This window comes from Mesorhizobium sp. CA5, assembly GCF_020165105.1.
In the GTDB taxonomy this organism is placed as follows: Bacteria; Pseudomonadota; Alphaproteobacteria; order Rhizobiales; family Rhizobiaceae; genus Mesorhizobium.
Map to the genome: position 1 here is coordinate 143,906 of NZ_JAIUHJ010000009.1, position 25,383 is coordinate 169,288.

A 25,383-nucleotide genomic window follows, 5' to 3' on the forward strand; every position below is an offset into this window, starting at 1 on the left:
GTCAGGTCCGCTTGAGGTCGATCCGGCTCGTCACCACCATCTTGCCGGTTGCCGGATCCATGTCGGTCACCGTCATGCGCATATTGTCCGGCCCGATCTTTTCTACCGTCAGCTCCGCATTGCGGTCGCCATTGACGACTTTCGCCCAGTGGATGTCGAGGTTGATTGCGTCGCCCTTGCGGCTTCCGCTGAGCCCGGCAGGTCCGCTGCGCGAACCTATATAAGTGCCAGTGTAGCTCGCCCCGTCGACCTTCAGGTCGGCGCGGATTTCCCGCGACATGATCAACAACGCACGACAGGTGCCGTCAAGGGAGAGCGAGTCCGCCGTCGCGTCCGAAGTGAAGTTGCAGTTGATGTTCATAACCGGCGTGTTCGTTCTGATCCTGACCGTCCCCTTGCCGGCGAACTTCCCCTGCAGCGATCGCAGGAAGGCCGCCTCGTCGGCATGCGCGCCCGTCGCGCAGAAAAGACAGGCGGCGGCCAGCAAAGCGGCGGTCGATTTCATCAAGACGTTTCCCTCTCGCGATCATGCGCCCTCCGACGGAAGGCGTGGACTTAACGGGTGCTCAGCCGCCAGGTTCCGCCGCCGCGATGACGGTTTTTTGACGCCCGCTCCGCTGGCCCAGTGGAATGACGCCACTAACGGTTGCGGCCCGGGTCCGGGCTTGCGACATAGGGCCCAAATGGCGTCCGCTCCCTCGATCCCAAAAGCCGCGTTCTGGATGGCTCTGTCAATCGCCTCGATGCTGGCGATGTCGGTTGCCGGCCGCGAGACGACGGCCGAGCTCAACGTCTTCCAGGTGCTGGAGCTGCGCTCGGTGATCGGTTTCTTCATCCTTTTGCCGCTGGTGATGATGAGCGGCGGTTTTGCCGCGATGCGCAGTGAGCGCCCGTTCGCCCATGTCGCCCGCAACATGATCCACTATACCGGCCAGGCCGCCTGGCTCTACGCGCTGACGCTCATTCCGCTCGCCGTGCTGATCTCGATCGAGTTCACCACGCCGATCTGGACGGCGATCCTGGCGGTCAGCTTTCTGGGGGAAAGACTGTCCCGGTCGAAGCTCACGGCGATCGTGCTTGGCCTGATCGGCGTGGTCGTCATCGTGCGCCCCAGCGCCGGCTCGATGGATCCTGGCCACCTCGTCGTCTTGGGCGCCGCGGTCTGCTTCGGCATCTCGATGGTGCTGGTCAAGTCGATGACCAAAACCGAAAGCGTGGTGCGCATCATCTTCTGGATGCTGATGATCCAGTCGGTGGTTGGCTTGATCCCGGCTCTCTGTAGCTGGCACAATCCTTCGCCTGGGCTCTGGCCATGGATCTTCGTCATCGCCTTCACTGGCATGTCGTCGCATTTCTGCCTGGCCCGCGCGCTGGTCCATGCCGATGCCACGATCATCTCGCCGATGGATTTCCTGCGCGTGCCGCTGACGGCGCTAGTCGGCTGGCTGCTCTACCATGAGCAGATCGACGTCTTCACCGCCGGCGGCGCGGCTCTGATTCTCGCCGGCAATTTGCTCAACCTGCAGAAGAAAACGCCGCGGGTGGCAGAGGCGGAGGCGGCAACGCCCTGAGCTAGAGCATGATCCCGAAAAGTGGGAACCGGTTTTCGGACAAAGATCATGCTCCAACAAAAAGTTAGAGCGTGATGGCGATTCAACGAAGCGCCATCACGCTCTAGACCAGCTCCACGTCCACCACGCCCTGCACCGCGCGCATGGCGGAGGCGATCTGCGGCGAGACGCGATAATTACCCAGGCCGATCTCAATCTCGCCCTGCGCCTCTCCCTTGAGAACGATGATGCTGACTTGACTGTCGCCACGCTGTTTGAGCTGCGATTGAATGATCGACGATGGTCCATCGTCCCTGACGAAGATGCGCAGCGCTTTCTGGATGCGGCTGGCTTCGTCGTCCAGTGATTGCACCGAGTTGATGCGCAGGTTTACGCCCTCAGGCCTGTCTTCGGCCGCAACCATGATCACCACCGAACTGCCGGGCTCCAGCATGTCGCGATACTGCGCCAGGCCTTCGGAAAACAGTACGGCCTCATACTGTCCCGTCGTGTCGGAAAACTGCACGACGCCCATCTTGTTACCCGTACGGGTCTTGCGCTCCTGCTTGGAGGTGACCGTGCCGGCGAGGCGCCCGGCGGCGGCGCCGCGTTTGACCGCAGCCGAGAATTCCGCCCAGTTCTGCACCCGCATCTTCTGCAGCGCGGACTTGTACTCATCGAGCGGATGCGCTGAAAGATAGAAGCCGACGATCTGGAATTCACGGTGCAGCTTGTCGGCAGCAAGCCACGGATCGGTCGCCGGCAGGTTGAGAGCCTGCGACTGGCTCCCAAGCGAAGCGCCGAAAATGTCGGCCTGGCCGGAGATGGCGTTTTGTTGCGCCAGCGAGGCAAGGCCCATCATCCGCTCGACGCCGGCCATCATCTGCGCGCGGTCGTGGCCGAAGCAATCCAGCGCGCCCGCCATGATCAGGCTTTCGAAGACGCGCTTGCCGACGATCTTGGGATCGACCCGCTCGCAGAAATCGGCAAGGTTCTTGAACGGCTTCTCGCCGCGTTTCTCGACGATGTGCTCGACCGCCGCGTCGCCGACGCCTTTCAGCGCCGCCAGCGAATAGAAGATCTTGTTCTCGCCGACCTCGAAGGGACGGAAGCTCGACATCACCGACGGCGGCACCACCTCGATGCCGAGGCGCATGGCGTCCTGGCGGAAATCGGCCAGCTTGTCGGTATTGCTCATGTCGAGCGTCATCGACGCCGCAAGGAACTCGACCGGGTAATGCGCCTTGAGATAGGCGGTCTGGTAGGAAACGACCGCATAGGCCGCGGCGTGCGACTTGTTGAAGCCGTAGTCGGCGAACTTGGCCAGGAGGTCGAAGATGAAATCGGCCTGCGGCTTTGAGACGCCGCGCTCGACCGCGCCCGTGACGAAGCGCTCTCGCTGCTTGTCCATCTCGGCGCGGATCTTCTTGCCCATGGCGCGGCGCAGAAGGTCGGCTTCGCCGAGCGAATAGCCGGAAAGCTCCTGCGCGATCTGCATCACCTGTTCCTGGTAGACGATGACGCCTTGGGTCTCCTTCACCAGATGGTCGATCTTGGGATGGATCGAGGCCATCTCCTCCTCGCCATGCTTTCTGGCGTTGTAGGTCGGGATATTCTCCATCGGGCCGGGGCGATAGAGCGCCACTAGCGCGATGATGTCCTCGATGCAGTCCGGCCGCATGCCGATCAGCGCCTTGCGCATGCCGGCACTTTCAACCTGGAACACGCCGACCACCTCGCCGCGCGACAGCATCGCGTAGGTGTCGGGGTCGTCGAGCGGTATCTTGGCGAGATCGATGTCGACGCCGCGCCGCCGTATCAGCTTCACTGCCGTTTCCAGCACCGTCAGCGTCTTTAGGCCGAGGAAGTCGAACTTCACCAGCCCCGCCTGCTCGACATATTTCATGTTGAACTGGGTGACCGGCATGTCCGAGCGCGGATCGCGGTACATCGGCACCAGCTCGGACAGCGGGCGGTCGCCGATGACGATGCCCGCGGCATGCGTCGAAGCATGGCGGTAGAGGCCTTCGAGCTTCTGCGCCGTGTCGAGCAGCGTCTGCACGATCGGCTCCTTCTCCGCCTCCTCGGCGAAACGCGGCTCGTTGGCGATGGCATCCGCCAGCTTGACCGGGTTGGCCGGGTTCTGCGGCACCATCTTGGAGAGCTTGTCGACCTGGCCGTAAGGCATCTGCAGCACGCGGCCGACATCGCGCAGCACCGCGCGCGCCTGCAGCGTTCCGAAGGTGATGATCTGCCCGACCTGGTCGCGGCCGTATTTCTGCTGGACGTAGCGGATGACCTCCTCGCGCCGGTCCTGGCAGAAGTCGATGTCGAAGTCCGGCATCGACACCCGGTCCGGATTGAGGAAGCGCTCGAACAGCAACGAAAAACGCAGCGGGTCGATGTCGGTGATGGTGGTCGAATAGGCGACCAGCGAGCCGGCGCCCGAACCGCGCCCCGGCCCGACGGGAATGCCTTGCGCCTTCGCCCATTTGATGAAGTCGGCAACGATCAGGAAGTAGCCCGGGAACTTCATCTTCTCGATGATGCCGAGCTCGAATTCGAGCCGCTCGCGATATTGCTCCACCGTGTAGCCCGGCGTCGGCCCGTGCGCGGCCAGCCGCGCCTCCAGGCCTTCGCGCGCCTGCCGGGCAAGCTCGGCCGCCTCCGCCTTCTCGGCTGCGTCCTTGTCGGCAGCGTCGGCGCCGGTGAAGCGCGGCAGGATCGGGCTGCGGGTCTTCGGATAGTAGGAGCAGCGCATCGCGATCTCGACCGTGTTGTCGATCGCTTCGGGCAAGTCGGAAAAGAGGCGCGCCATCTCGGCCTGGCCGCGCAGGAAATTGTCAGGCGAAAGCCGCCGGCGGTTGTCGGCGGCAACCACCGAGCCTTCGGCAATCGCAATCAGCGCGTCATGCGCCTCGTAATCCTCGCGTTTGGAGAAGAAGGCCTCGTTGGTGGCGACCAGCGGCAGGTCATGCGTATAGGCAAGGTCGACGGTCGATTTCTCGACCATGCGATCGTAGCCGGCGACCCGCTCCAGCTCGACATAAAGCCTGTCGCCGAACAGGCCTTTGAGGAACAGCAACCGCTGTTCGGCGAGATCGCGCCGGTCCGCTTTGAGCGCACTGCCGATCGGACCGCGCGGCCCACCGGTCAGACAGATCAGCCCGTCGCACCGATCTTCCAGCATAGCGCTGTTCAGATGCACCGGCTCGCCTGGCGGCGTCTCCAGATAGACCTTGCTGATCAGCCGCACGAGATTGCTGTAGCCGTCCTCACTGGCGGCGATCAGCACGACCGGCGACATCTCCGGCCCATGGCGGCGGCGGTCGCGCTGGCCGTCGCTCGCTTCCCCGGAAAAGGCCAGATCGATCTGGCAGCCGATGATCGGCTGGATGCCGTCCTTGACCGCCTTCTGGGCGAATTCCAGCGCGCCGAACAGATTGTTGGTGTCGGTGACGGCGATCGCCGGCGCCTCGTCCTTGACGGCATGGCCGACGATCGCGCTAAGCTGCAAGGCGCCCTCGAGCAGCGAATAGGCCGAATGCACGCGCAGATGGATGAACCTACGCGCCGGCGTTTCGGGCCGCGCGGCCTTCACTGCCGCTTCGCGCTGCAAAGGATCGCGTGGAAGTCGTTCATCCGCCATGTTTTTTCACGCTGTGCCAAGACTCATCGGTGCAGATGTATTGTCCCGGACGGGGCCATGCCAGTCCAGCACAATCGACCGCGACACAGGCTTGCGTCCCGCACCGCCCTTTGTCAGGCAAACTCCATGATCACCGCATCGACCGCCAGGCTGTCGCCGGGCTTCGCGTTGAGCTTGGCTATCGTGAGGTCGCGTTCGGCGCGCAGCACGTTTTCCATCTTCATCGCCTCGACCACGGCCAGCGTCTCGCCGGCCTTGACTTCCTGCCCCTCCGCCACGGCGATCGAGACGACGAGACCAGGCATCGGGCAAAGCAGCATCTTCGAGGTGTCGGGCGGCAGCTTCTCCGGCATCAGCCTTTCGAGCTCAGCGATCCGCGGCAGCATGGCGCGTGCCGTCACCGACATGCCTTTCCAGGCGATGCGCAAACCGTTCAGCGTCGGACGGATCTGCGCCACGACCTTGTCGGCGCCGACCATGCCCTGCCAGATCGCGTCGCCCGGCCGCCAGTCCGAGGCGACGGTCAGCGGCTTGCCGCCGTTGATCGACAAATCGACCTCCATCGGGATGGAAATCATGCCATCGACGATCTCGACCGGCAGATAGTCAGCGCCGATCTTTACCACCCAATCGCGCTTGAGATGTCCGGAATGCGGCGCCAGCCGGCCGCTGAGGCGGTCGAGCCGGTCGCGGCGCAGCAGTTCGATCGCCGTTGCGACGGCGGCGAATACCGCCCTCTCCTCGCCATCCGGCGCGACCGGCAAAAAACCGTCAGGATATTCCTCGGCGATAAAACCGGTCGACAGCCGCCCCTCGCGCCAGCGCGGATGCTGCATCAGCGCCGAAAGGAACGGTACGTTGTGCTCGATGCCGTCGACGACAAAGCTGTCCAGCGCCTCCGACATGGCGTCGATCGCCTCGAGCCTTGTCGGCGCCCAGGTGCAGAGCTTGGCCACCATGGGGTCGTAGAACATCGAGATTTCCGAGCCTTCGGTGACGCCGGTGTCGTTGCGGATGACGGTGCGGCCGAACGTACCCTCCTCCGGCGGTCGATAGCGCGTTAGCCGGCCGATCGACGGCAGGAAGTTGCGGAAGGGATCCTCCGCGTAAAGGCGGCTCTCCACCGCCCAGCCGTTGAGCTTCACGTCGCTCTGCTTGATGCCGAGCTTCTCGCCGGCGGCAACGCGGATCATCTGTTCGACCAGGTCGATGCCGGTGACCAGCTCGGTCACCGGGTGCTCGACCTGCAATCGCGTATTCATTTCAAGGAAATAGAAATTCTTGTCCTTGTCGACGATGAACTCGACGGTGCCGGCGCTCTGGTAGTCGACGGCCTTGGCCAGGGCCACCGCCTGCTCGCCCATCGCCTTTCTGGTCTTGGCATCGAGGAACGGCGACGGCGCTTCTTCCACCACTTTCTGGTTGCGGCGCTGGATCGAGCATTCGCGCTCGCCGAGATAGACTGCCGTGCCATGCGCGTCGGCCAGCACCTGGATCTCAATGTGACGCGGATCCACGACGAACTTTTCGATGAAGACGCGGTCGTCGCCGAAGGAGCTTTTCGCTTCTGAACGCGCACGCTCGAAACCGTCGCGCACCTCCGATTTGCTCCAGGCGATGCGCATGCCCTTGCCGCCGCCGCCGGCCGAGGCCTTGATCATGACCGGATAGCCGATCTCGCCGGCGATCCTTTCGGCATGGTCGGCGTCTTCGATGACGCCCAGCCATCCGGGCACGGTCGAGACCTTGGCCTGGCTGGCGAACTTCTTCGATTCGATCTTGTCGCCCATGGCCTTGATGGCCTTGGGCTTCGGCCCAATGAAGACGATCCCTTGCTTCTCCAGCGCCTCGCAGAAAGAGGCGCGCTCCGACAGAAAGCCATAGCCCGGATGCACGGCTTGCGCGCCGGTTTCCTTGCAGGCGGCGATGATCTTCTCAGGCAACAGATAGCTCTGTGCCGCCGGCGAAGGTCCGATATGCACCGCTTCGTCGGCCATCTCGACGTGCACGGCATCGCGGTCGGCATCCGAATAGACCGCAACGGTGGCAATGCCCATATTGCGCGCCGTCTTGATCACGCGGCAGGCGATCTCGCCGCGATTGGCGATCAGGATTTTCTTGAACATTCGGATGTCGTCCTCCGGCGAAGCGGTCCAGTTCTATGGACAATCCCGCCATGTCTCAAGTGGCCGGCCGGTGCGCATCCGACTTGCTCGAATTGCGACTGCCGCGGCGAAAAACGTCGCAAGGGAAGTTGGCCGCCAGCAAGGAAAGCGATAAGGTGGTCGATGGGCTCGGAGAAACAAACGGCGGGCAGAGATTTCGTCCCGCCAGGCGGGAACGGCGGCCTGCCGTAACCTGAAACTTACTGATTGCCTTGGGAGGAAACGCCTGATGAAAACGCGTGCCGCAGTCGCCGTCGCCGCCGGAAAGCCGCTGGAGATCATGGAGGTCGACCTCGAGGGGCCGCGCGAAGGCGAAGTGCTGGTCGAGGTCAAGGCGACCGGCATCTGCCATACCGACGAGTTCACGCTGTCGGGCGCCGATCCGGAAGGGCTGTTTCCGGCCATCCTCGGCCATGAGGGCGCCGGCGTGGTCGTCGATGTCGGCAAGGGCGTGACCTCGGCCAAGAAGGGCGACCATGTCATCCCGCTCTACACGCCCGAATGCCGGCAGTGCCCGTCGTGTCTGTCGCGGAAGACAAACCTCTGCACCGCCATCCGCGCCACGCAGGGGCAAGGGTTGATGCCAGACGGCACCTCGCGCTTCTCGATGGGCAAGGACAAGCTCTTTCACTACATGGGTTGCTCGACCTTCTCCAACTTCACCGTGCTGCCGGAGATCGCGGTGGCCAAGGTCAATCCCGACGCCCCCTTCGACAAGATCTGCTACATCGGCTGCGGCGTGACCACTGGCATCGGCGCGGTCATCAACACCGCCAAGGTCGAGCAGGGCGCCACCGCCGTGGTCTTCGGCCTCGGCGGCATTGGCCTCAACGTCATCCAGGGCCTTCGCCTTGCCGGCGCCGACATGATCATCGGCGTCGATGTCAACAACGACAAGAAGGCCTGGGGCGAGAAATTCGGCATGACGCATTTCGTCAATCCGAAGGAGACCGACGGCGACATCGTGCCTTACCTGGTCAACATGACCAAGCGCGGTGCCGACCAGATCGGCGGCGCCGACTACACTTTCGACTGCACCGGCAACACCAAGGTGATGCGCCAGGCCCTGGAAGCCTCGCATCGCGGCTGGGGCAAGTCGGTCATCATCGGCGTCGCCGGCGCCGGCCAGGAGATCTCGACAAGGCCTTTCCAGCTGGTCACCGGCCGCACCTGGATGGGCACCGCCTTCGGCGGCGCGCGCGGCCGCACCGATGTGCCGAGGATCGTCGACTGGTACATGGAGAAAAAGATCCAGATCGATCCGATGATCACGCATACGTTGAAGCTCGAGGACATCAACAAGGGCTTCGACCTGATGCATGAGGGCAAGTCGATCCGCAGCGTCGTGGTTTACTAGTGAAGGAAGTTCGAATTCGCTTCATCGACCACGAGAAGTCGACGATCCATCGGATACAGAACTTCGGCGAGGATCTGTGGCGCAGTTTTCGGGAGAACAAGCACGTCGAAATCGACCTGGAGGAGATCGATCGCGCGAAAGACGAAATCGCCTATCTCGTGCATAGCAGGTTCTTGAGGAGGAGCTTGAGCGAGGTGCACCGACTGCTGAAGGTGCACTTCATGGAAGGTGAGGTGGTCATCGACACAGGGTCGGCATGACCAAAAAATGGGAGGAAACGGGAATGGCTGAAAAACTGCATCATTCGATCGACAATGGCTTGCCGAGGGAAAGCGCATCCTTCTCCGGCGGCACGCTGGTTTGCCTATGCACCAGCAATCCGGTGAAGGTGAAGGTCAAGGGCCAGATCGCCCACAATCATGCCTGCGGCTGCACCAAGTGCTGGAAGCCGGAAGGCGCCATCTTCTCGGTGGTGGCCGTTGCCGGCACCGGCGACGTCACCGTCACCGAAAACGGCGACAAGCTCAAGGTGGTCGACCCCTCGGCGCTGATCCAGCGCCATGCCTGCACAAGCTGCGGCGTCCACATGTACGGCCCGGTCGAGCGCGACCATCCCTTCAAGGGCCTGTCCTTCATCCATCCCGAACGTTTCGAGGAGGATGGCTGGTCGCCGCCGGGCTTCGCCGCTTTCGTGTCGTCGATCATCGAATCCGGCGTCGATCCGAGCCGCATGGACGGCATCCGCGGCCAGCTGAAGTCGATCGGACTCGAGCCCTATGACTGCCTCAGCCCCGGCCTGATGGACTATATCGCCACTTGGACAGCCAAGAAGTCGGGAGCCTTGGCGGCCTGACAAATCTCGCGATTTCTGCCATGGGGCTGGCTGACACCCGGCCCCATATTCGTTTGGAAGTAACGATGCCCGAGCCCATCATCTATGTCGATGCCGATGCCTGCCCGGTGAAAGCCGAGGTCGAGAAGGTCGCGGAGCGCCACGGCGTCGTCGTCACCTATGTCTCCAATGGCGGCCTGCGGCCGTCGCGCGATCCGATGATCCGCAACGTCGTCGTCTCCAAAGGCGCGGATGCGGCCGACGACTGGATCGCCGAGAACGCCAGGGCAAACGATGTCGTGATAACGGCCGACATCCCGCTTGCCGCGCGCACGGTGGCGCTCGGCGCGCATGTGCTCGGCCCTACCGGCCGCCCCTTCACTCCGGAAACCATCGGCATGGCGGTGGCGATGCGCGATCTCAAGCAGCATCTGCGCGAGACCGGCGAAAGCCGGGGCTTCAATGCCTCCTTCACACCGAAGGACCGTTCGCAGTTTCTGGGCGAGCTCGACCGCATCTTGCGGCGCGCGCTCAAATCCGTCACACCGGACTGATCCAACGTCTTCAAGGGCCTCGGGCCATGGGTGACGATCTCAAGACGCCGATGCATCGGCACATGCAGTTCGCCCTCGCCGCGGCCATCGGTATCGTGGCACTGCTGCTTGCCTTGTTGCTGCGCTGGCCGCTCCCCTACTCGATCGGCGCCAATGTGTTCTTTGCAAGCTATATCGCCCTGGTGCTGACCCTGATGCCGAGCCTTACCGGCCGCTATCTCCGCAAGAATGCGCGCGCGACCGACCTGCCCGTGCTGCTGATCTTTGCCGTCACCCTCTTTGTCGTCGGCGCGGCCATCGTCTCGCTGTTCCTGCTGATCAACCGCAAGGATGCCGCGCATCCGCTGCAGCTCGCCTTCGCCATATTGTCGATCCCGCTCGGCTGGTTCACAATCCACGCTATGGCGTCGCTGCACTACGCGCACGTCTATTGGAAGGATGGCGACGGGATCGACGAGAAAACCCACAAGAAGATGCCGGTCGGCGGCCTCGATTTTCCGGGCGGCAAAAGGCCGGAAGGCTGGGATTTCCTCTATTTCGCGACGGTCATCGGCATGACGGCGCAGACGGCGGACACGGCCGTCACCACCTCGCAAATGCGGCAGGTCGTGCTTGTTCATTCGATCCTGACCTTTTTCTTCAACACGGTGATCGTCGCGGCGGCAGTCAATCTCGCGGTCAGCCTGGGCTCTCCGTAATAAATCCGTGATCGCATGAAACATTGCCTTGTGCGGCGACGTATTGAGGGGGAGACAATGACCTGAGAAGCCGCTTGCTTGAGGCGGCCGGAGGCAAGATGGACACCGTTGCCAACAACCATTCCGCCGCCGAGGCGGACGGCAAGGACACGACCCTCATCTACCGGCAATCGCGCTGGACGCGGTTGACCCACTGGATTTGGGCTTTCTCGCTGTTCTTCATGCTGCTTTCCGGCCTGCAGATCTTCAACGCGCGGCCGCAGCTCTATGTCGGCAAGCAGTCCGGCTTCGAGTTCAACAACACGATCCTCCAGATCGGCGCCGAAAACACCGCCAACGGTCCGCGCGGCTTCACTGAAATCTTCGGCCATCGCTTCGACACAACCGGCGTGCTCGGCTGGTCGGGTCCCCCGGGACAAGAGACGCCCCGCGCCTTCCCTTCCTGGGCCACGATCCCGTCCTATTACGACCTCGGCACCGCCCGCGTGGTGCATTTCTTCTTCGCCTGGATCCTGACCACGACCCTGCTCATCTGGCTGATCGCCAGCCTGGTCAACGGCCATATCCGTCGCGATCTTGCCCCTCGCGTGTCAGACCTGCGCAAGCTGCCGCGCGACATCGTCGATCATGCGAAGCTGAAGTTCCACCACACGCGCGAATACAACACGCTGCAGAAAATGGCCTATGGCGGCGTGCTCTTCGTGCTTTTGCCGCTGATGATCGTCACAGGCCTCGCAATGTCGCCGAGCATGAATTCGGTATTGCCCTGGCTCAACGAAATCCTCGGCGGCAGGCAGACGGCGCGCACCATCCACTTCACCGTCATGGTGCTGCTCGTGCTTTTCTTCATCGTCCACATCCTGATGATCCTCGCCGCCGGCCCGATCAACGAGCTGCGTTCGATCATCACCGGCTGGTACCGCACCGACCCGCCTGCGAAGCACGTTGAGCCGACCGAGAGGAGCGCCTGACATGGCAAAATTCCAGATCAGCCGCCGCAAGTTCCTCACCTCCGCCAGCCTCGGCCTGTCCGGCATCGCGCTGTCGGGTTGTGACGTATTCGACAGCGGTCTCGACATCGGCGGCGGACTGCGCAGCTTCCTCGAAAACGCCAATAGCCTGACCTGGCGTGCGCAGCGCCTGCTTGCCGGCCGGGACGCGCTGGCGCCGGAATTCACCGAGGCCGATATCCGCCAGCCGCAACGGCCGAACGGCGTTACCGCGCCGGACGACGACACCTACAAGGGCCTGCTCGCCAACAATTTCGCCGACTGGCGGCTGGAGGTTGCCGGCCTCGTCGAAAAACCGCTGTCGTTGACCCGCGAGCAGCTTCAGAACATGCCGAGCCGCACGCAGATCACCCGCCACGACTGTGTCGAAGGGTGGAGTTGCATCGCCAAATGGACCGGCACGCCATTGTCGCTGGTGCTGGACCAGGCCGTGGTCAAGCCGCAGGCCCGCTATGTCATGTTCCACTGCCTCGACACGATCGAGCAAAGCCTGTCCGGTGACATAAAATATTACGGCACCATCGACCTGATCGACGCCCGCCACCCGCAGACGATTCTTGCCTACGGCCTGAACGGCAAGCCCCTGCCGGTCGAGAACGGCGCGCCGCTGCGCGTGCGGGTCGAGCGCCAGCTCGGCTACAAGATGCCGAAATACATCTACAAGATCGAGCTGGTCGACAGTTTCGCCAATGTCGGCGGCGGCCGCGGCGGCTACTGGGAGGACAATGGCTACGACTGGTATGGCGGGATTTGACGGCCCTCGCCTGCAGACCGAGCATGGTCTAGCGGCCGCCGAGCTTGGTGCCATCGAGGAGCGTCTCGACAACGACAACCGGCGGCTGACCGGTCGTGGCGACGACCGTGCTCTGGTCTTTGCGCTGCGGGATGAGCAAGGCCGCGCCGTCGGGGTCGCCGCCGGCTATTCCTGGGCGAGCATTGCCGAGCTCACGCTGATGTGGGTCGACGAAGCCTATCGAGGCCTTGGCCACGGCAGGAAGCTGCTCGATGCCTTCGTCGCGGAAGCCGCCGCGCGCGGCTCGCTGCGGATATGGGTTTCGACCCACGACTTCCAGGCGCCTGGTCTGTACGAAAAGGCCGGCTTCGAGCGCATCGCCGAATTGACCGGCTGGCCCGAAGGCCATTCCAACATCATTCTTTGCAAGACAATTGCAGGAAACGCCTAAGCCACTTTCTCAAGCAGCGGTTTCAGCGTCGGATGGATTTCCGGCGCCGCGTGCTTGATCAGCGTCAGCAGCGCGCGCTCGTTGTCGCGCAGCGGCCGCTGGCCGCCGCCGACACGCTCGGCAAGCCATTCGGCCTCGCTGGCGTCGATCGTCTCGGCGCGGCGAGCAAGCGCTTCGGCGGCCCGGTTCCTGGCTTCCCATTCGGCCTCGATATCGCCGGGCGAATGATAGGCTTCGAGGATCGCCGCGAAACCACCCGAGACCATCCGGCTGAAGAAGCCGCCAAGCGTCGGCGCCGCCTCGTCGAGGAAGTTCTCGTGGCGCAGCGCCACTTCCCGCGTCGGCGGCTCGTAGCCGGTCGAGCACATGATGTGGTTGGCGATCGCCTTGACGAAGAGGTCGCTCCAGGACGGATCGTTGTCGGCTGCCGCGGTCCGGTCGTTGATCCTGAACAGGACCTCCGCCTCGGCCTTGCTGATGGCGATGTTGCCGTCGCCGCCATAGGCATAAAGGATGCGCCGCAGCAGATCGACCTCGGCCTTCGCGATATGGCCGGGAACCAGGCTGCCGCCATGCATCAGCGGACCCTTGCCGTCGATTACCGCATGCGCGACCTGTTCCAGCACATAGGCCGAGAGCTCGCTGGTGGAGGACTTCGCTTCCTCCAGCACATGCACCAGCAGTTCAAGCTCGGTGCGCCCGTCGACCATGCCGTCGCGCGAGACGGTGCGGACAAGCCAGTCGGCATTCTGCTCGGAGATATAGCCCTCCGGCTTTTCCTGGTGGACGATGTAGTCGGTCACCGCCTCGACGAAGAACGGCGCCCATTCGCCGCATTTGTCGCGCGCCGTCTGGTCGAGCGCGAACAGCGCCTCCGCCTCGCCGCGACTTACCACGCCATCGGCGAAGACCTCGCGTCGCAGCATCGTCACGTCTTCGGCCGTGATCTTGTCCTTCGAGATCAGCCCCGCCACCGGAGCGCTCATGATCAATTCGCCCATTTGCCGTCCCTGCCCGTCGCCCGTTGCCGGCGAACTGAATGCGTTACCCCGCCAAGCTTTATCAGCATTATCTTGAGAAACCGGCAAACGGCGTGGTTAGCGAAGCCTTGTCGGCCAATCCATGTCGCTGAAAAGCAGGGCGCGCTTAAAATGTCGCTGGGAGGTGACAAGGTGTCGCCGACGGGCTATGGATGACACGTCGAGGACTTAGGTGACTGAGTCCTACCTGTTTGCGGGAGAGAGCAGCGCAAGCTGTCGCCGAAGGGGAAATCGCCCGAAATCTCTCAGGCAAAAGAACCGTGGACGGGAAAGACAACTCTGGAAAGTCGGGAATCTTCCCGCGCCGAAGGTGTAAGCGCTGCCGACAGAGTTACGGGGCGCGAGTCTCTCAGGCTTCAGACAGAGGGGCACGACTAGGCCGCCAATGGCGGTCGATCGCCGTGCGACTCTGGAGAAGACATGACGGGCCAAGACACCAGACACCTCCCCCTTGAGGATTTGCATCAGGCCGCGGGCGCGCGTTTCGGCGCCTTCGCCGGCTGGTCGATGCCACTCACCTACCCACCCGGCGTGATGAAGGAGCATCTTCACACGCGCGAGCATGCCGGCCTGTTCGACATCTCGCATATGAAGCTGTTCGAGGTCTCCGGTCCGGGGGCCATCGCTTTGTTGAACCGCGCCTGTCCGCTCGATGCCGGCGCGCTGGAAATCTCGCAGTCCAAATACACCTTCTTCCTCAACGAGGCTGCCGGCATCATCGACGACCTCATCGTGACTCGCCTAGGCGATGACCGGTTCATGGTGGTGGCCAATGCCGGCAACGCGGTGGAGGACGAGAAGCATCTGCGCGCGCTTGCTGCCGGTTTCGATGCCAGGGTCGATCCGCTCGACCGCGTCTTCCTGGCGGTCCAGGGGCCGGACGCCTGGGCAGCTTTGGCGCGGGCCGGCATCGAGACCGGCTCGCTGCTCTTCATGCATGGGGTCGAGCCCCGGCAAAACTGGTTCATGAGCCGCTCCGGCTACACCGGCGAGGACGGATTCGAGATCGGCCTGCCGGAAGCGGACGCGCGGGATCTGGTCGCGAAGCTGCTGGGGGACGAGCGCGTGCAGTGGATCGGCCTTGCCGCCCGCGACAGCCTGCGGCTCGAGGCCGGGCTTTGCCTGCACGGCCAGGACCTGACGCCGGAAATCGACCCGGCAAGCGCCGGACTGATGTGGGCGATTCCCAAGGATATCCGCGCCTCGGGTCATTTCATCGGCGCCGACGCGCTGCGCTCGATCATCGAGCGCGGGCCGTCGCAGAAGCGCGTCGGCCTGAAGCCCGATGGACGCCAGCCGGTGCGCTCGGGCGCCGCATTGATCGACGCCGACGGCCATCCGGCCGGTCATGTCGCTTCGGGCGGCTTCGGCCCCTCGGCGGGCCACCCGGTCGCCATGGGCTATGTCAACACCGCGCTGGCCAAGGCCGGCACGAAGCTCTTTGCCGATGTCCGCGGGACGAAAATCCCGGTCGACGTCACGCCCCTGCCCTTCACCCCACATCGCTACCGCAAAGGATGATTTTCAGATGGCAAAGACCTATTTCACGGAAGACCATGAGTGGCTGCGCGTCGACGGCGGCGTCGCTACGGTCGGCATCACCGATTATGCGCAGGAACAGCTCGGCGATCTCGTTTTCGTCGAGCTGCCGGAAATCGGTCGCAAGCTCGCCAAGGGCGACACCGCCGTCGTGGTCGAATCCGTCAAGGCGGCCTCGGACGTCTACGCGCCGGTCGACGGCGAGATCACCGAAGCCAACGCCTCCCTGTCGGCCGACCCCTCGCTGGTCAATTCGGCCGCGACCGGCGACGGCTGGCTCTGGAAGATGAGGCTGGCCAACGAAAGCCAGCTCGACAGCCTCATGGATGAAGCCGCCTACAAAGCCCATATTGGCTGATATCAGGATCCTGGAAATGACCGCAGCACCTATTCCCTTCTCGGCCCGCCACATCGGCCCAGGCGTCAACGACGTCAGGGCAATGCTCGCCGTCATCGGCGTTCCATCCGTCGAAACGTTGATCAGCCAGGCCGTGCCGAGATCGATCCGCCTCGACCTGCCGCTCAACCTGCCCGCTCCGGCGAGCGAAGCCGAAGCGCTGGCCGAATTGTGGGCGATCATGGCGAAGAACACGGTGCTGAAGAGCTTCATCGGCGCCGGCTATCACGGCGTCTTCGTGCCGCCGGTCATCCAGCGGAACCTGTTCGAGAACCCGGCCTGGTACACGGCCTACACCCCATACCAGGCCGAGATCAGCCAGGGCCGGCTGGAGATGCTGTTCAACTTCCAGACCCTGGTCGCCGAGCTCACCGGCCTGCCGGTGGCGTCGGCCTCGCTGCTCGATGAAGCGACTGCCGTCGCCGAAGCCGTCGGCATTGCGCTGCGCCACCACCGCGACAAGCGCACCAAGGTGGCGCTTGCCGGCACGCCGCATCCGCAGACGCTGGACGTCGTGCGCACCCGCGCCGAGCCGCTCGACATCGAGGTCGACGGCGAGACGATCGACGACAACACCGCCGCCTTGCTCGTCTCCTGGCCGGACACGTTCGGCGTCTATGGCGACCACAAGGCGGCGATCGAGAAGGCCCGCGCCGCCGGCGCGCTGGTCGTCTTCATCGCCGATCCGCTGGCGCTGACGCTGACGGATGCGCCGGCGAAGCTCGGCGCCGACATCGCCGTCGGTCCGATGCAGCGCTTCGGCGTGCCGATGGGCTTCGGCGGCCCGCACGCCGCCTATTGCGCCGTCTCCGACAAGCTGACCCGCCTGATGCCTGGCCGCCTTGTCGGCCAGTCGACCGATACCAAGGGCCGCCCGGGCTACCGGCTGGCGCTGCAGACGCGCGAGCAGCATATCCGCCGCGACAAGGCCACCTCCAACATCTGCACCGCACAGGCGCTGCTGGCCAACATGGCCACCGCCTATGCGATCTGGCACGGCCCCGCCGGCCTGCAGGCAATTGCCGGGCAGATCCACGCGTTGGCCAGCCGCCTCGCCTCGGGCCTCAAAGCAACCGGTGTTTCGGTGCTCGGCGCGAGGCGCTTCGATACGGTCACGGCCGAGGTTAAGGGCAAGGCCGCTTCGATCGCAGAAGCCGCCGAGAAGACCGGCCGGCTGTTGCGCGTCATCGATGCCGACCATGTCAGCATCGCCTTCGACGAGACCTCCACGGAAGCCGATCTCGAGGCGATCGCTGCCCTGTTTGGCGCCAAGCCCGGCGCGGCTGAAGGCAGCTCCATGCCGGGCAAGCCGCGCGGCAAGGAGTTCCTCACCCAGCCGGTCTTCCACGACAATCATTCCGAAACCGAGATGATGCGCTTCCTGCGCCGTCTGGCCGACAAGGACCTGGCGCTCGACCGCACGATGATCCCGCTCGGCTCCTGCACCATGAAGCTCAACGCCGCCGCCGAGATGATGCCGGTGAGCTGGCCGAGCGTCGCCAATCTGCATCCCTTTGCGCCGGCCGGCCATTCGGCGGGCTATCGCAAAATGGCCGCCGATCTGGAGGCATGGCTGTCGGAAATCACCGGCTTCGACGCCGTCAGCCTGCAGCCCAATGCCGGCAGCCAAGGCGAATATGCCGGCCTGCTCGCCATTCGCGCCTATCACCGCGCGCGCGGCGAAGGCCACCGCACCATCTGCCTGATCCCGTCTTCCGCGCATGGCACCAATCCGGCAAGCGCCGCGATGGCCGGCATGAGCGTCGTCGTCGTGCGTTGCCTGGACGACGGCAATATCGACATGGACGATCTGCGCGCCAAGGCCAATGAGCATTCCAAGAACCTCGCGGCGCTGATGTTCACCTACCCTTCGACGCATGGCGTCTACGAGGAAGGCGCGCGTCATCTGTGCGCGCTGATCCACGAGCATGGCGGCCAGGTCTATTTCGACGGCGCCAACCTCAACGCCCTGGTCGGCCTCGCCCGTCCCGGCGACATTGGCGCCGACGTCTGCCACATGAACCTGCACAAGACCTTCTGCATCCCGCATGGCGGCGGCGGCCCGGGCGTCGGTCCGATCGGCGTCAGGGCGCATCTGAAACCCTATTTGCCGGGCCATGTCACCGAAGGCTCGGCGCATGCCGTGGCGGCGGCGCCCTTCGGCAGCGCCTCCATCCTGCCGATCACCTGGATGTATATCCGCATGATGGGCGGCACCGGCCTGAAGCAAGCGACGGAGACGGCGATCGTTTCGGCCAACTATGTGGCGACACGGCTCGCGCCGCACTACCCGCTGCTTTACAAAGGCAGAAGCGACCGCATCGCCCATGAGTGCATCCTCGACACGCGCGTTCTCAAGGAGAGCGCCGGCATCAGCGTCGACGACATCGCCAAGCGCCTGATCGACTACGGCTTCCATGCGCCGACGATGTCGTTCCCGGTTGCCGGCACGCTGATGGTCGAGCCGACCGAGTCCGAGCCCAAGCGTGAGCTCGACCGGTTTTGCGAGGCGATGATCGCCATCGCCGCCGAGGCGGCGAAAGTGGCGAAGGGCGAGTGGCCGTCCAACGACAACCCGCTGGTCAACGCCCCGCACACCGCGGCGGAAGCGCTTGCCGGCGAGTGGAAGCATCCCTATTCGCGGCTGGAGGCGGCCTATCCGGCGGGCGACGCCGATCTGGCGGCGAAATACTGGCCGCCGGTCTCGCGCATCGACAACGTCGCCGGCGACCGCAACTTGGTCTGCTCCTGTCCGCCGCTGTCGGAATATCTCGGCGCGGCCGAGTAGCGTCTGCTCAGGCAGACTTCAGGGCCGGCCCGGCATCGGGCTGGACCGCTCCGTCCTGAACGACGACACGGTTGCGCCCGGCACGCTTGGCCGCATAAAGCGCGGCGTCGGCCTGCGCCAGCACCTCATGGAGCGGACGGCCCGCGATCGACCCGAAACCCATGCCGCCGCTGACACTGCTGCGCAGCGGCCCGCGATGGGTCGCGACGACCTCGGTGCCGAAAGCGACGCCGATCCGGCTTGCAATGTCATGCGCTTTTTCCGGTGTCACGCGCGACATGACGAGCGCGAATTCCTCGCCGCCCAGCCGGAACGCGTCGATCCCTGTCCTGCCATATTTCCTGATCACCGCCGCGAAGCGGCAAAGAACCTGGTCGCCAACGGGATGACCGAAGACGTCGTTGGTCATCTTGAAATGGTCGAGATCGAACATGGCGATCGCCATGAACGGACCGAAGCTGCGCTCGCCGTAAAGCTCGGTGAGCGCCCTGCGGTTCATCAGGCCGGTCAGCGGATCGGTCATGGTTTCGGCCTTGAGCTCGATCTGCGCCTGCAGATGGTGCAGTGAAAGCGTCAATGCGCCGAGGCCGGTCATGCAGGCGACCGCGACGACGGAGTTCAATCGCTCCGCCCAATTGTCGGGCGCAGCGCCGAGAACCCATTGCTCTTGCGTCAGCAACGCCAGGCCGCACAGCACGAAGGACAAGCCGCAGGCGCCGCTGAGGAACGAAACGACGAGCAATATCCGGCGGTCGTGATCCCCCTTCATCCAGAACATCGCCCCGATCGCCGCAAGCAACGCCGTCACGGCCGCATAGGTGATCTGAAAGCCGATGCCGTCGAAACCGAGAAAGGTGAAGATCGCGCAGGCAGCCATCGCGGCCAGCGTCGGCACGATGGCGCGGCGATAGTCGCGAAAGCCGAGATACTGCATCGCCGACAGGCAGAGGACCAGGAAACCCAGAGTCAGCAGCGCGAGCACGACCTGGCACAGCCAGGGATCGGCATTCTTGGTATAGCGCCAGAACGCGACGACATGGGCGACGAGCACGAGGATGCCGCAGGCGACCGTGAGCACGAAGCGCGCCCTCGGTGTGGCGAGCCAGATCGCAAACATAGTGATGCTGAGGCATGTACCCGACAGCGCCGCCGCGAGCAGGAGCGAACTGAAATCCAACATCCTGAAGAACTGCCTCTAGCGGGTGCCCGTCGCTCCTCAATGTAGACTGGCGGCGCCCGGCGCAAACCGTTTTCGGCGGACACCCAACGCGACCTCGACACAGGGTTTACAAAGCGTCGACATGTGAGGCGAAATCTCATGACGGCACACGGAATACGCGAACCGGGAGCAGGATCAGCCCTTGTCGAGCAGCGCCAGATTGGCATCGACCACTGTCTGATCGGCCATGCCGGCCTTGGCCTCGAGCAGCAGCGCGCGCGCTTTTTTCTTGTTGCCGCGCAGAAGCTGCGAATAGCCCATATTGTTGACGATCTGCGGCTTGCGCCCGGCGACCTTCAACAGCTGCATATAGGCGCGATCGGCGAAGTCGAAGCGGCCAAGCTCGTCATAGGATGCGGCAAGCCCCATCCAGGCCTCGGCATTGTCGGACTTGAGCTCGACCGCCTTGCGGAAATGCTGTTCGGCAAGGCCGAAATTCGCCTCGCGGAACTGCGCCTTGCCTTCAACGAGGTCGTTGGCGCTGACGTCCTTGGCCACCGGCTGGATCGCCGTGGTCTTGGTCGTGTCGACATCGTTGTTCGTCGTGCAGCCGGTAATCATCAAGACGGCCGCCAATGCCGCCGCTGCCCTGGGAAGTCTCTGACGCATGCCCCTGCCCCATCGCCCGATTTGCCGGGTCGTTCTTCAGGAAAAACGATACAGGACAGCGATTAAGCTTCGGTGCCGAAATGCAGATAAAATTCGGTTGCGCGCCAAGGATGCGTTAACCACGGCTATGTCCTGGATTCAGGTAAGGCCGAGTCGAAAATGGCAGATTCCGAGAACCGGGGCGGAGCGCAGGAAGCTGCCGTTTGCAAACCGGCCTCAGCTGAATACTCAACGCGCGGTCAGCTTCACAATGATCGGAATGATGGCGATCATCAGCACCACCGGCAGGATACAGACCGTCACCGGGACCGACATCTTGGCCGGCAGGGCATGCGCCTTCTCCTCGGCCAGCGACATGCGCTTGTGCCGCATTTCGTCGGAAAAGACACGCAGCGAGCCCGACAGGCTGGTGCCGAGTTCCTTGGATTGCTGCAGCAGCGTCGCGAAGGAGCGAACCTCGTCGAGGCTGAGGCGGTCGGCAAGCGCCTTCAGCGCGTCGTCGAGGCTGCGCCCGGCCCGCAACTCCAGCGACACCAGGATCAGGTTCTGGCTGAGCGACGGATAGGTCCTGGCAAGCTCTCTGGAGACCCGCTCGATGCCGGCCTCCATGCTCATGCCGGCATCGGAGCAGACGATCATCAAATCCATGAAATCGGGAAAGCCGTTGCGGTATTCGCGCATCTTTTCCCGAATTTTCTGCATCAGCACCAGGCCAGGCAGGAAATAGCCGCCGGCAGCCGACAGGATAATGAAGGTCCAGCGGCTGGTCATGGTCGACTCGGCGCTTGCCGCCCAGTGATTGACCAGGAACGCGCCGAGCGCCGCGCCGACCAGCGCGGCGAAACGGATGAGGAAGAACATGCCGACGGCGCGCGGTTCCATGTAGCCGGCCTGGATGAGCTTCAGGCGCAGCCGCGCGACATGTTCCGGATCGCTCTTGGCGTAGAACTCCTGTGCCCGTTTCACCGCCTTCTCGCGCACGGCGTTGGTGCTCTTCTTGGGCGCGGGCTCCGCCTGCTCGACCGGCTGCAATGTCTCCACCTTCAGCCGGCGCTTGACCTCGCCGCGATCACCCTTGGCGAGCACCAGCGGCCAGGCGACGGCGCCGCCGCCCAGCACAAGGAGCAGCACGGCGACCGGCACCAGCGAGGTCGGCGCGAGCGAGGCGAGGAAGCGGATCACGTCTTCCATCTCAAAACCTGAAATTCGACATCTTGAACATGATGGCGTTGCCGAGCAGCAGCCAGATGATGGAGCCGCCCATCATGTACCAGGTCTTCGGCACGTCCCAGACATCCTGATAGAATTGCGGCATCAGCACCATGATGGCGGTGAACAGAAGCACTGGCACCGCGGTCAGGATGTAAGCCGACATGCGTCCTTCCGTCGAAATGGCGCGCACCTTGCGGCGCAGCTTGCCGCGGTCGCGGATCGTCGCCGACAGGCCGTCGAGGATCTCGCGCAGATTGCCGCCCGAACTGCTCTGGATCGAGACCGCCGTAACGAACAGCGGCAGGTCCTCATGGCCCACCCGGTCGAAAAGATTGTTCAACGCCGAGACCAGGTCGGAGCCGTAGGTCACCTCGTCGGCCACGACGCCGAACTCGGTGCCGATCGGATCGGCCATCTCGCGCGACACCATGGCAATCGCCACCGGCACCGGATGGCCTGCCTTCAGCCCGCGCGTGATCAATTCAAGCGCCTCAGGCAGTTGCATCCCGAAACGCTTGTGCCGGCGCTTGCGCATCCAGCGCAATGCCATGACCGGCAACACCGGCAACAGCAAGAGAAGCAGGATAAGGCCGAACAGGAGCGGCAAGCCTTTCCAGATCGCCACGAGCGCCAGGGCGAGAGCGATCCCCGATGTGATCGTCAGGAATTTCGGCAGCGGCGTGCTTATGCCGGACTGCGTGCGCAGGGCGCGGAAGCGGTCGAAGATGGAGGTGCCGCCGTCGATCCCGCGTTCCTTGCGCAATTGGATCAGCACCTGCTCCTGGCTGATCTTGTTCTCCGCGAGCTTCATGCGGCGGTTGATGGCCGTGCGCTTGTCGCTGCGCCCGGCATAGAGCAGATAAAAGCCCTCGGCGATCATGATGCCGGTGAGCGCCGCCGCGGCGTAGATTACGTAGACCGGGCTGAATCCCTCGAACACCGGCCTAGTCCTGCGGCCGGCCGGGTTCGAAATACTTGCCCGGGAATTCGATGCCCATGTTGCGCAGATCCTCGAGGAAGCGCGGGCGGATACCGGTCGCCTCGAAGTGGCCGAGGATCTTTCCGTCCGCCTCCATGCCGGTGCGCACGAAGCGGAATATCTCCTGCATCTGGATGACGTCGCCTTCCATGCCGGTCACTTCGGCGACGCTGGTCACCTTGCGCTTGCCGTCGGAAAGGCGCGTCAGCTGGACGATGATGTCGATGGCGCTGGAGATCTGGCTGCGGATCGACTGCACGGTCATCGGCATGCCGGTCATCCCGAGCATCTGTTCCAGACGCGAGATGGCATCGCGCGGCGTGTTGGCATGGATGGTGGCCATCGACCCTTCATGACCGGTGTTCATCGCCTGCAGCATGTCGAAGGCTTCCTCGCCGCGACATTCGCCGAGGATGACGCGGTCGGGGCGCATGCGCAGCGCGTTCTTGACCAGGTCGCGCTGCTTCAATTCGCCCTGGCCCTCGATGTTGGCCGGACGCGTCTCCATGCGCGCGACATGCGGCTGCTGCAATTGCAGCTCGGCCGCGTCCTCGATGGTGATCAGGCGCTCGTCTTCCGGAATGAAGGCCGACAAAGCGTTGAGCATCGTCGTCTTGCCCGTGCCGGTGCCGCCGGAGATGATCGTGGTCTTGCGGGCATGCACCGCCGCCGCCAGCACCTCGGCCATGTTCTGGGTAATGGCGCCGAATTCGACGAGCTTGTGCAGGCCGAGCTTGTTCTTGGAGAACTTGCGGATCGATACCAGCGGGCCGTCGACGCCGACGGGGCGAATCGCCGCGTTGAAGCGCGAGCCGTCGAGCATCCGGGCGTCGACCATGGGCTGAGATTCATCGACGCGGCGGCCGACCGCCGCGACGATTTTATTAATGATTCTAAGCAGATGCGCCTCGTCCTTGAACGGGATGTGGACCTGCTGCAGCTTGCCGCGCTTTTCGACGAAGCAGTTCTGGTGGCCATTGATCAGGATATCGTTGATCTCGGGATCCTTGAGCAGCGGCTCCAGCGGGCCGAGGCCGACCATCTCGTCGACGATGTCATCGACCAAGGCGTCGAGCTCGGCATTGTTGATTGCCATCCGCTCCTGGCGCGTCTTTTCCGAGACGAAATCATGCACCTGCCGGCGCATTTCATCCCGGGGCAGCCGCTCCAGCGCCACGAGGTTGATCTCCTCAAGCAACATGCGATGGATGCGCACGCGTGCGTCCAGCACCTTGTTGGCGCTCTTTGCGGGGGCTGCCTCAGGCCTGGGCGGCGCCGGTTTGCGGGTCGTCGGGATGATCACTGCATTGTGCGTGACCGGCGCGGGTTCGGGCGCCCGCTGCGGGCGGACGTCGCGGCTCTGCAGGTTGGAGAAGCGGCTGGTCATCCTGCCTTCCTCTTCAGCAAGCCTTTGCCCAGGCCGAACAGCGACCTCGACTTGGCGATCGTCTGGACGGCCTCCTCGGGCAGAATGATCTTCTTCAGGTCGTTGACGACATTGGCGTTAGGGTCGATCGCGTGCAGCGGCACGCCGCGGTCGACCGCCTCGCGCACCAGCCGGTAATTGTTGGAGATGCCGCCGACGAAATGCTCGCCGAGTATCTCCTGAACGTCGGCCTGCTTGATGCCGTTGTCGAACATCTTCTGCTCGAAGCGGTTGACGATGACGTTGGGCTTCACTTCCTTGCCGGCGGTCTCATAGACGGCCTGGATGAGACGCTGCGTATGGCGCAGGCAGGGCACCGTCATCTCGGCGACGATATAGAGCTTGTTGGAACCCAGTAGCACCGTCTCGGTCCAAGGGAACCAGGTGCGCGGCATGTCGATGACGACATTGTCGAAATAGGCCGCCACGAGGTCGAGCATGCGCACCACGACATCGGTCTTGAACGAGCGCATGTCCGAGGGTCGCGTCGGCGCGGCAAGCACGCACAGTCCGCTCGCGTGCTTGGACAGCATCACGTCAAGCAGTTGCCGGTCGAGGCGCTCCGGCTGGTTCTCGATTTCGGTGATGTCGAAGCGCGGTTCGAGGTCGAGATATTCGGCGCAGGCGCCTTGCTGGAAATTGAGGTCGACGACGCAGGTCGAGGCGCCCCGCATCACCGAATGGTGCAGTTGGAAGGCCGTCTGCAAGGCGAGCGTGGTGGTGCCGACGCCGCCGGCTGCCGGCATGAACGTATAGATGTGTGATTCGGTGTTCTCTTCCCGCCCCGGTCCTTGCAGCGCACGGATCACGGAACGCACGAGGTCGGCTGTGGTGATCGGCTTGACCAGGAAATCGGCGACCTTGAGTTGCACCAGGATGCGCACCGCCGCCGCGTTGAATTCCTGGGTGACGACGACCACCGGAACGCTGCCTTCCAGCCGCCGCATGACGCGCTGCAGCGACTCGATTTCCTCGAGCTTGGCTGCATCCATGTCGACGATGACCGTGCCGAAGTCCGCCTCGAGGATCTCGCCGCGCAGTTCGTTGACGCTCTTTTCCAGAGTCAGAAGCTCGATGACCTCGGAGGCCGCAAAAGCCGTCCGCGTGTCCTGCAAGAACGTCCTGTCCGTCGAAACGAGCAGGATCTTCTTGGTCTTGCTACCTGATGCCATCCT

At 63.8% G+C, this 25,383-nt stretch carries 22 protein-coding genes and 1 riboswitch; of the genes, 12 read left to right on the plus strand and 10 right to left on the minus strand.

Annotated elements, in window-relative coordinates; genetic code table 11:
* Position 1 precedes the first annotated feature (1 nt).
* On the minus strand, positions 2 to 505 hold the full coding sequence (locus LB529_RS14170; RefSeq protein ID WP_095765098.1) for a hypothetical protein: 504 nt from the start codon (positions 503 to 505) through the stop codon (positions 2 to 4).
* Between the two features lie 178 nt (positions 506 to 683).
* On the opposite strand from LB529_RS14170, the gene LB529_RS14175 reads away from it, so the two are divergent.
* Positions 684 to 1,571 (plus strand): DMT family transporter, encoded by an 888-nt coding sequence (locus tag LB529_RS14175; protein ID WP_224711409.1) that lies wholly within the window; start codon positions 684 to 686, stop codon positions 1,569 to 1,571.
* A gap of 103 nt (positions 1,572 to 1,674) precedes the next feature.
* Here LB529_RS14175 and dnaE read toward each other — a convergent pair whose 3' ends face one another.
* Both dnaE and LB529_RS14185 read right to left on the minus strand, forming a co-directional pair.
* Positions 1,675 to 5,199 carry a DNA polymerase III subunit alpha gene (gene dnaE / locus LB529_RS14180; protein ID WP_224711410.1) on the minus strand — a complete coding sequence of 1,175 codons (3,525 nt, stop codon included), beginning with the start codon at positions 5,197 to 5,199 and terminating at the stop codon, positions 1,675 to 1,677.
* Positions 5,200 to 5,312: 113 nt separating this feature from the next.
* On the minus strand, positions 5,313 to 7,325 hold the full coding sequence (locus tag LB529_RS14185; protein WP_224711411.1) for an acetyl/propionyl/methylcrotonyl-CoA carboxylase subunit alpha: 2,013 nt from the start codon (positions 7,323 to 7,325) through the stop codon (positions 5,313 to 5,315).
* Positions 7,326 to 7,593: 268 nt separating this feature from the next.
* Here LB529_RS14185 and LB529_RS14190 point away from each other — a divergent pair, with 268 nt between their 5' ends.
* From LB529_RS14190 to LB529_RS14225, 8 genes are all read left to right on the plus strand, one after another.
* Positions 7,594 to 8,721, plus strand: coding sequence for an S-(hydroxymethyl)glutathione dehydrogenase/class III alcohol dehydrogenase (locus LB529_RS14190; RefSeq protein ID WP_224711412.1), 1,128 nt, complete (start codon positions 7,594 to 7,596; stop codon positions 8,719 to 8,721).
* Entirely contained in the window at positions 8,721 to 8,981 is a 261-nt protein-coding gene (locus tag LB529_RS14195) for a hypothetical protein (RefSeq protein WP_224628152.1), read from the plus strand. Before LB529_RS14190 ends, LB529_RS14195 begins: the two co-directional genes overlap by 1 nt.
* Before the next feature lie 23 nt (positions 8,982 to 9,004).
* On the plus strand, positions 9,005 to 9,574 hold the full coding sequence (gene gfa, locus LB529_RS14200) for an S-(hydroxymethyl)glutathione synthase (RefSeq protein WP_224511451.1): 570 nt from the start codon (positions 9,005 to 9,007) through the stop codon (positions 9,572 to 9,574).
* Between the two features lie 65 nt (positions 9,575 to 9,639).
* On the plus strand, positions 9,640 to 10,107 hold the full coding sequence (locus tag LB529_RS14205; protein WP_224628153.1) for a YaiI/YqxD family protein: 468 nt from the start codon (positions 9,640 to 9,642) through the stop codon (positions 10,105 to 10,107).
* Positions 10,108 to 10,133: 26 nt separating this feature from the next.
* On the plus strand, positions 10,134 to 10,805 hold the full coding sequence (locus LB529_RS14210; RefSeq protein WP_224602678.1) for a DUF1345 domain-containing protein: 672 nt from the start codon (positions 10,134 to 10,136) through the stop codon (positions 10,803 to 10,805).
* Positions 10,806 to 10,903: 98 nt separating this feature from the next.
* The gene (locus LB529_RS14215) at positions 10,904 to 11,776 is read left to right on the plus strand and encodes a cytochrome b/b6 domain-containing protein (RefSeq protein ID WP_140840353.1); all 873 of its coding nucleotides are present in this window, start codon (positions 10,904 to 10,906) and stop codon (positions 11,774 to 11,776) included.
* Position 11,777: 1 nt separating this feature from the next.
* A complete protein-coding gene (locus tag LB529_RS14220) occupies positions 11,778 to 12,569 on the plus strand; it encodes a molybdopterin-binding protein (protein WP_224711413.1) in 792 nt (263 codons plus the stop codon).
* Entirely contained in the window at positions 12,541 to 12,999 is a 459-nt protein-coding gene (locus LB529_RS14225) for a GNAT family N-acetyltransferase (protein WP_224601613.1), read from the plus strand. Before LB529_RS14220 ends, LB529_RS14225 begins: the two co-directional genes overlap by 29 nt.
* Here LB529_RS14225 and LB529_RS14230 read toward each other — a convergent pair.
* Positions 12,996 to 14,000, minus strand: a complete 1,005-nt coding sequence (locus tag LB529_RS14230) for a hypothetical protein (RefSeq protein ID WP_224711414.1) — start codon at positions 13,998 to 14,000, stop codon at positions 12,996 to 12,998. The two genes, LB529_RS14225 and LB529_RS14230, sit on opposite strands and share 4 nt — an antisense overlap.
* A gap of 223 nt (positions 14,001 to 14,223) precedes the next feature.
* Positions 14,224 to 14,310, plus strand: a riboswitch (glycine riboswitch).
* A gap of 149 nt (positions 14,311 to 14,459) precedes the next feature.
* Here LB529_RS14230 and gcvT point away from each other — a divergent pair.
* The 3 genes from gcvT to gcvP are packed head-to-tail and all read left to right on the plus strand — an operon-like array spanning position 14,460 to position 18,763.
* Positions 14,460 to 15,560: a glycine cleavage system aminomethyltransferase GcvT gene (gcvT, locus tag LB529_RS14235; RefSeq protein ID WP_140840361.1), complete on the plus strand. Its 1,101-nt coding sequence runs from the start codon at positions 14,460 to 14,462 to the stop codon at positions 15,558 to 15,560.
* Between the two features lie 7 nt (positions 15,561 to 15,567).
* Positions 15,568 to 15,936 carry a glycine cleavage system protein GcvH gene (gene gcvH / locus LB529_RS14240; RefSeq protein ID WP_095765085.1) on the plus strand — a complete coding sequence of 123 codons (369 nt, stop codon included), beginning with the start codon at positions 15,568 to 15,570 and terminating at the stop codon, positions 15,934 to 15,936.
* 16 nt (positions 15,937 to 15,952) lie between these two features.
* Positions 15,953 to 18,763 carry an aminomethyl-transferring glycine dehydrogenase gene (gcvP, locus tag LB529_RS14245; protein WP_224711415.1) on the plus strand — a complete coding sequence of 937 codons (2,811 nt, stop codon included), beginning with the start codon at positions 15,953 to 15,955 and terminating at the stop codon, positions 18,761 to 18,763.
* 7 nt (positions 18,764 to 18,770) lie between these two features.
* On the opposite strand, the gene LB529_RS14250 is transcribed toward gcvP, so the two are convergent.
* The 6 genes from LB529_RS14250 to LB529_RS14275 form a co-directional block, all read right to left on the minus strand.
* Entirely contained in the window at positions 18,771 to 19,943 is a 1,173-nt protein-coding gene (locus LB529_RS14250; protein ID WP_224525376.1) for a GGDEF domain-containing protein, read from the minus strand.
* A 174-nt stretch (positions 19,944 to 20,117) separates the two neighbouring features.
* Entirely contained in the window at positions 20,118 to 20,591 is a 474-nt protein-coding gene (locus LB529_RS14255; protein WP_095765082.1) for a hypothetical protein, read from the minus strand.
* A 228-nt stretch (positions 20,592 to 20,819) separates the two neighbouring features.
* Complete coding sequence (locus LB529_RS14260) at positions 20,820 to 21,782, minus strand: type II secretion system F family protein (RefSeq protein WP_224711416.1); 963 nt, start codon at positions 21,780 to 21,782, stop codon at positions 20,820 to 20,822.
* Between the two features lies 1 nt (position 21,783).
* A complete protein-coding gene (locus LB529_RS29130; protein ID WP_224711417.1) occupies positions 21,784 to 22,743 on the minus strand; it encodes a type II secretion system F family protein in 960 nt (319 codons plus the stop codon).
* A gap of 4 nt (positions 22,744 to 22,747) precedes the next feature.
* A complete protein-coding gene (locus LB529_RS14270) occupies positions 22,748 to 24,169 on the minus strand; it encodes a CpaF family protein (RefSeq protein ID WP_140840376.1) in 1,422 nt (473 codons plus the stop codon).
* Entirely contained in the window at positions 24,166 to 25,380 is a 1,215-nt protein-coding gene (locus LB529_RS14275) for a CpaE family protein (RefSeq protein ID WP_095765078.1), read from the minus strand. Before LB529_RS14275 ends, LB529_RS14270 begins: the two co-directional genes overlap by 4 nt.
* Between the last annotated feature and the right edge of the window lie 3 nt (positions 25,381 to 25,383).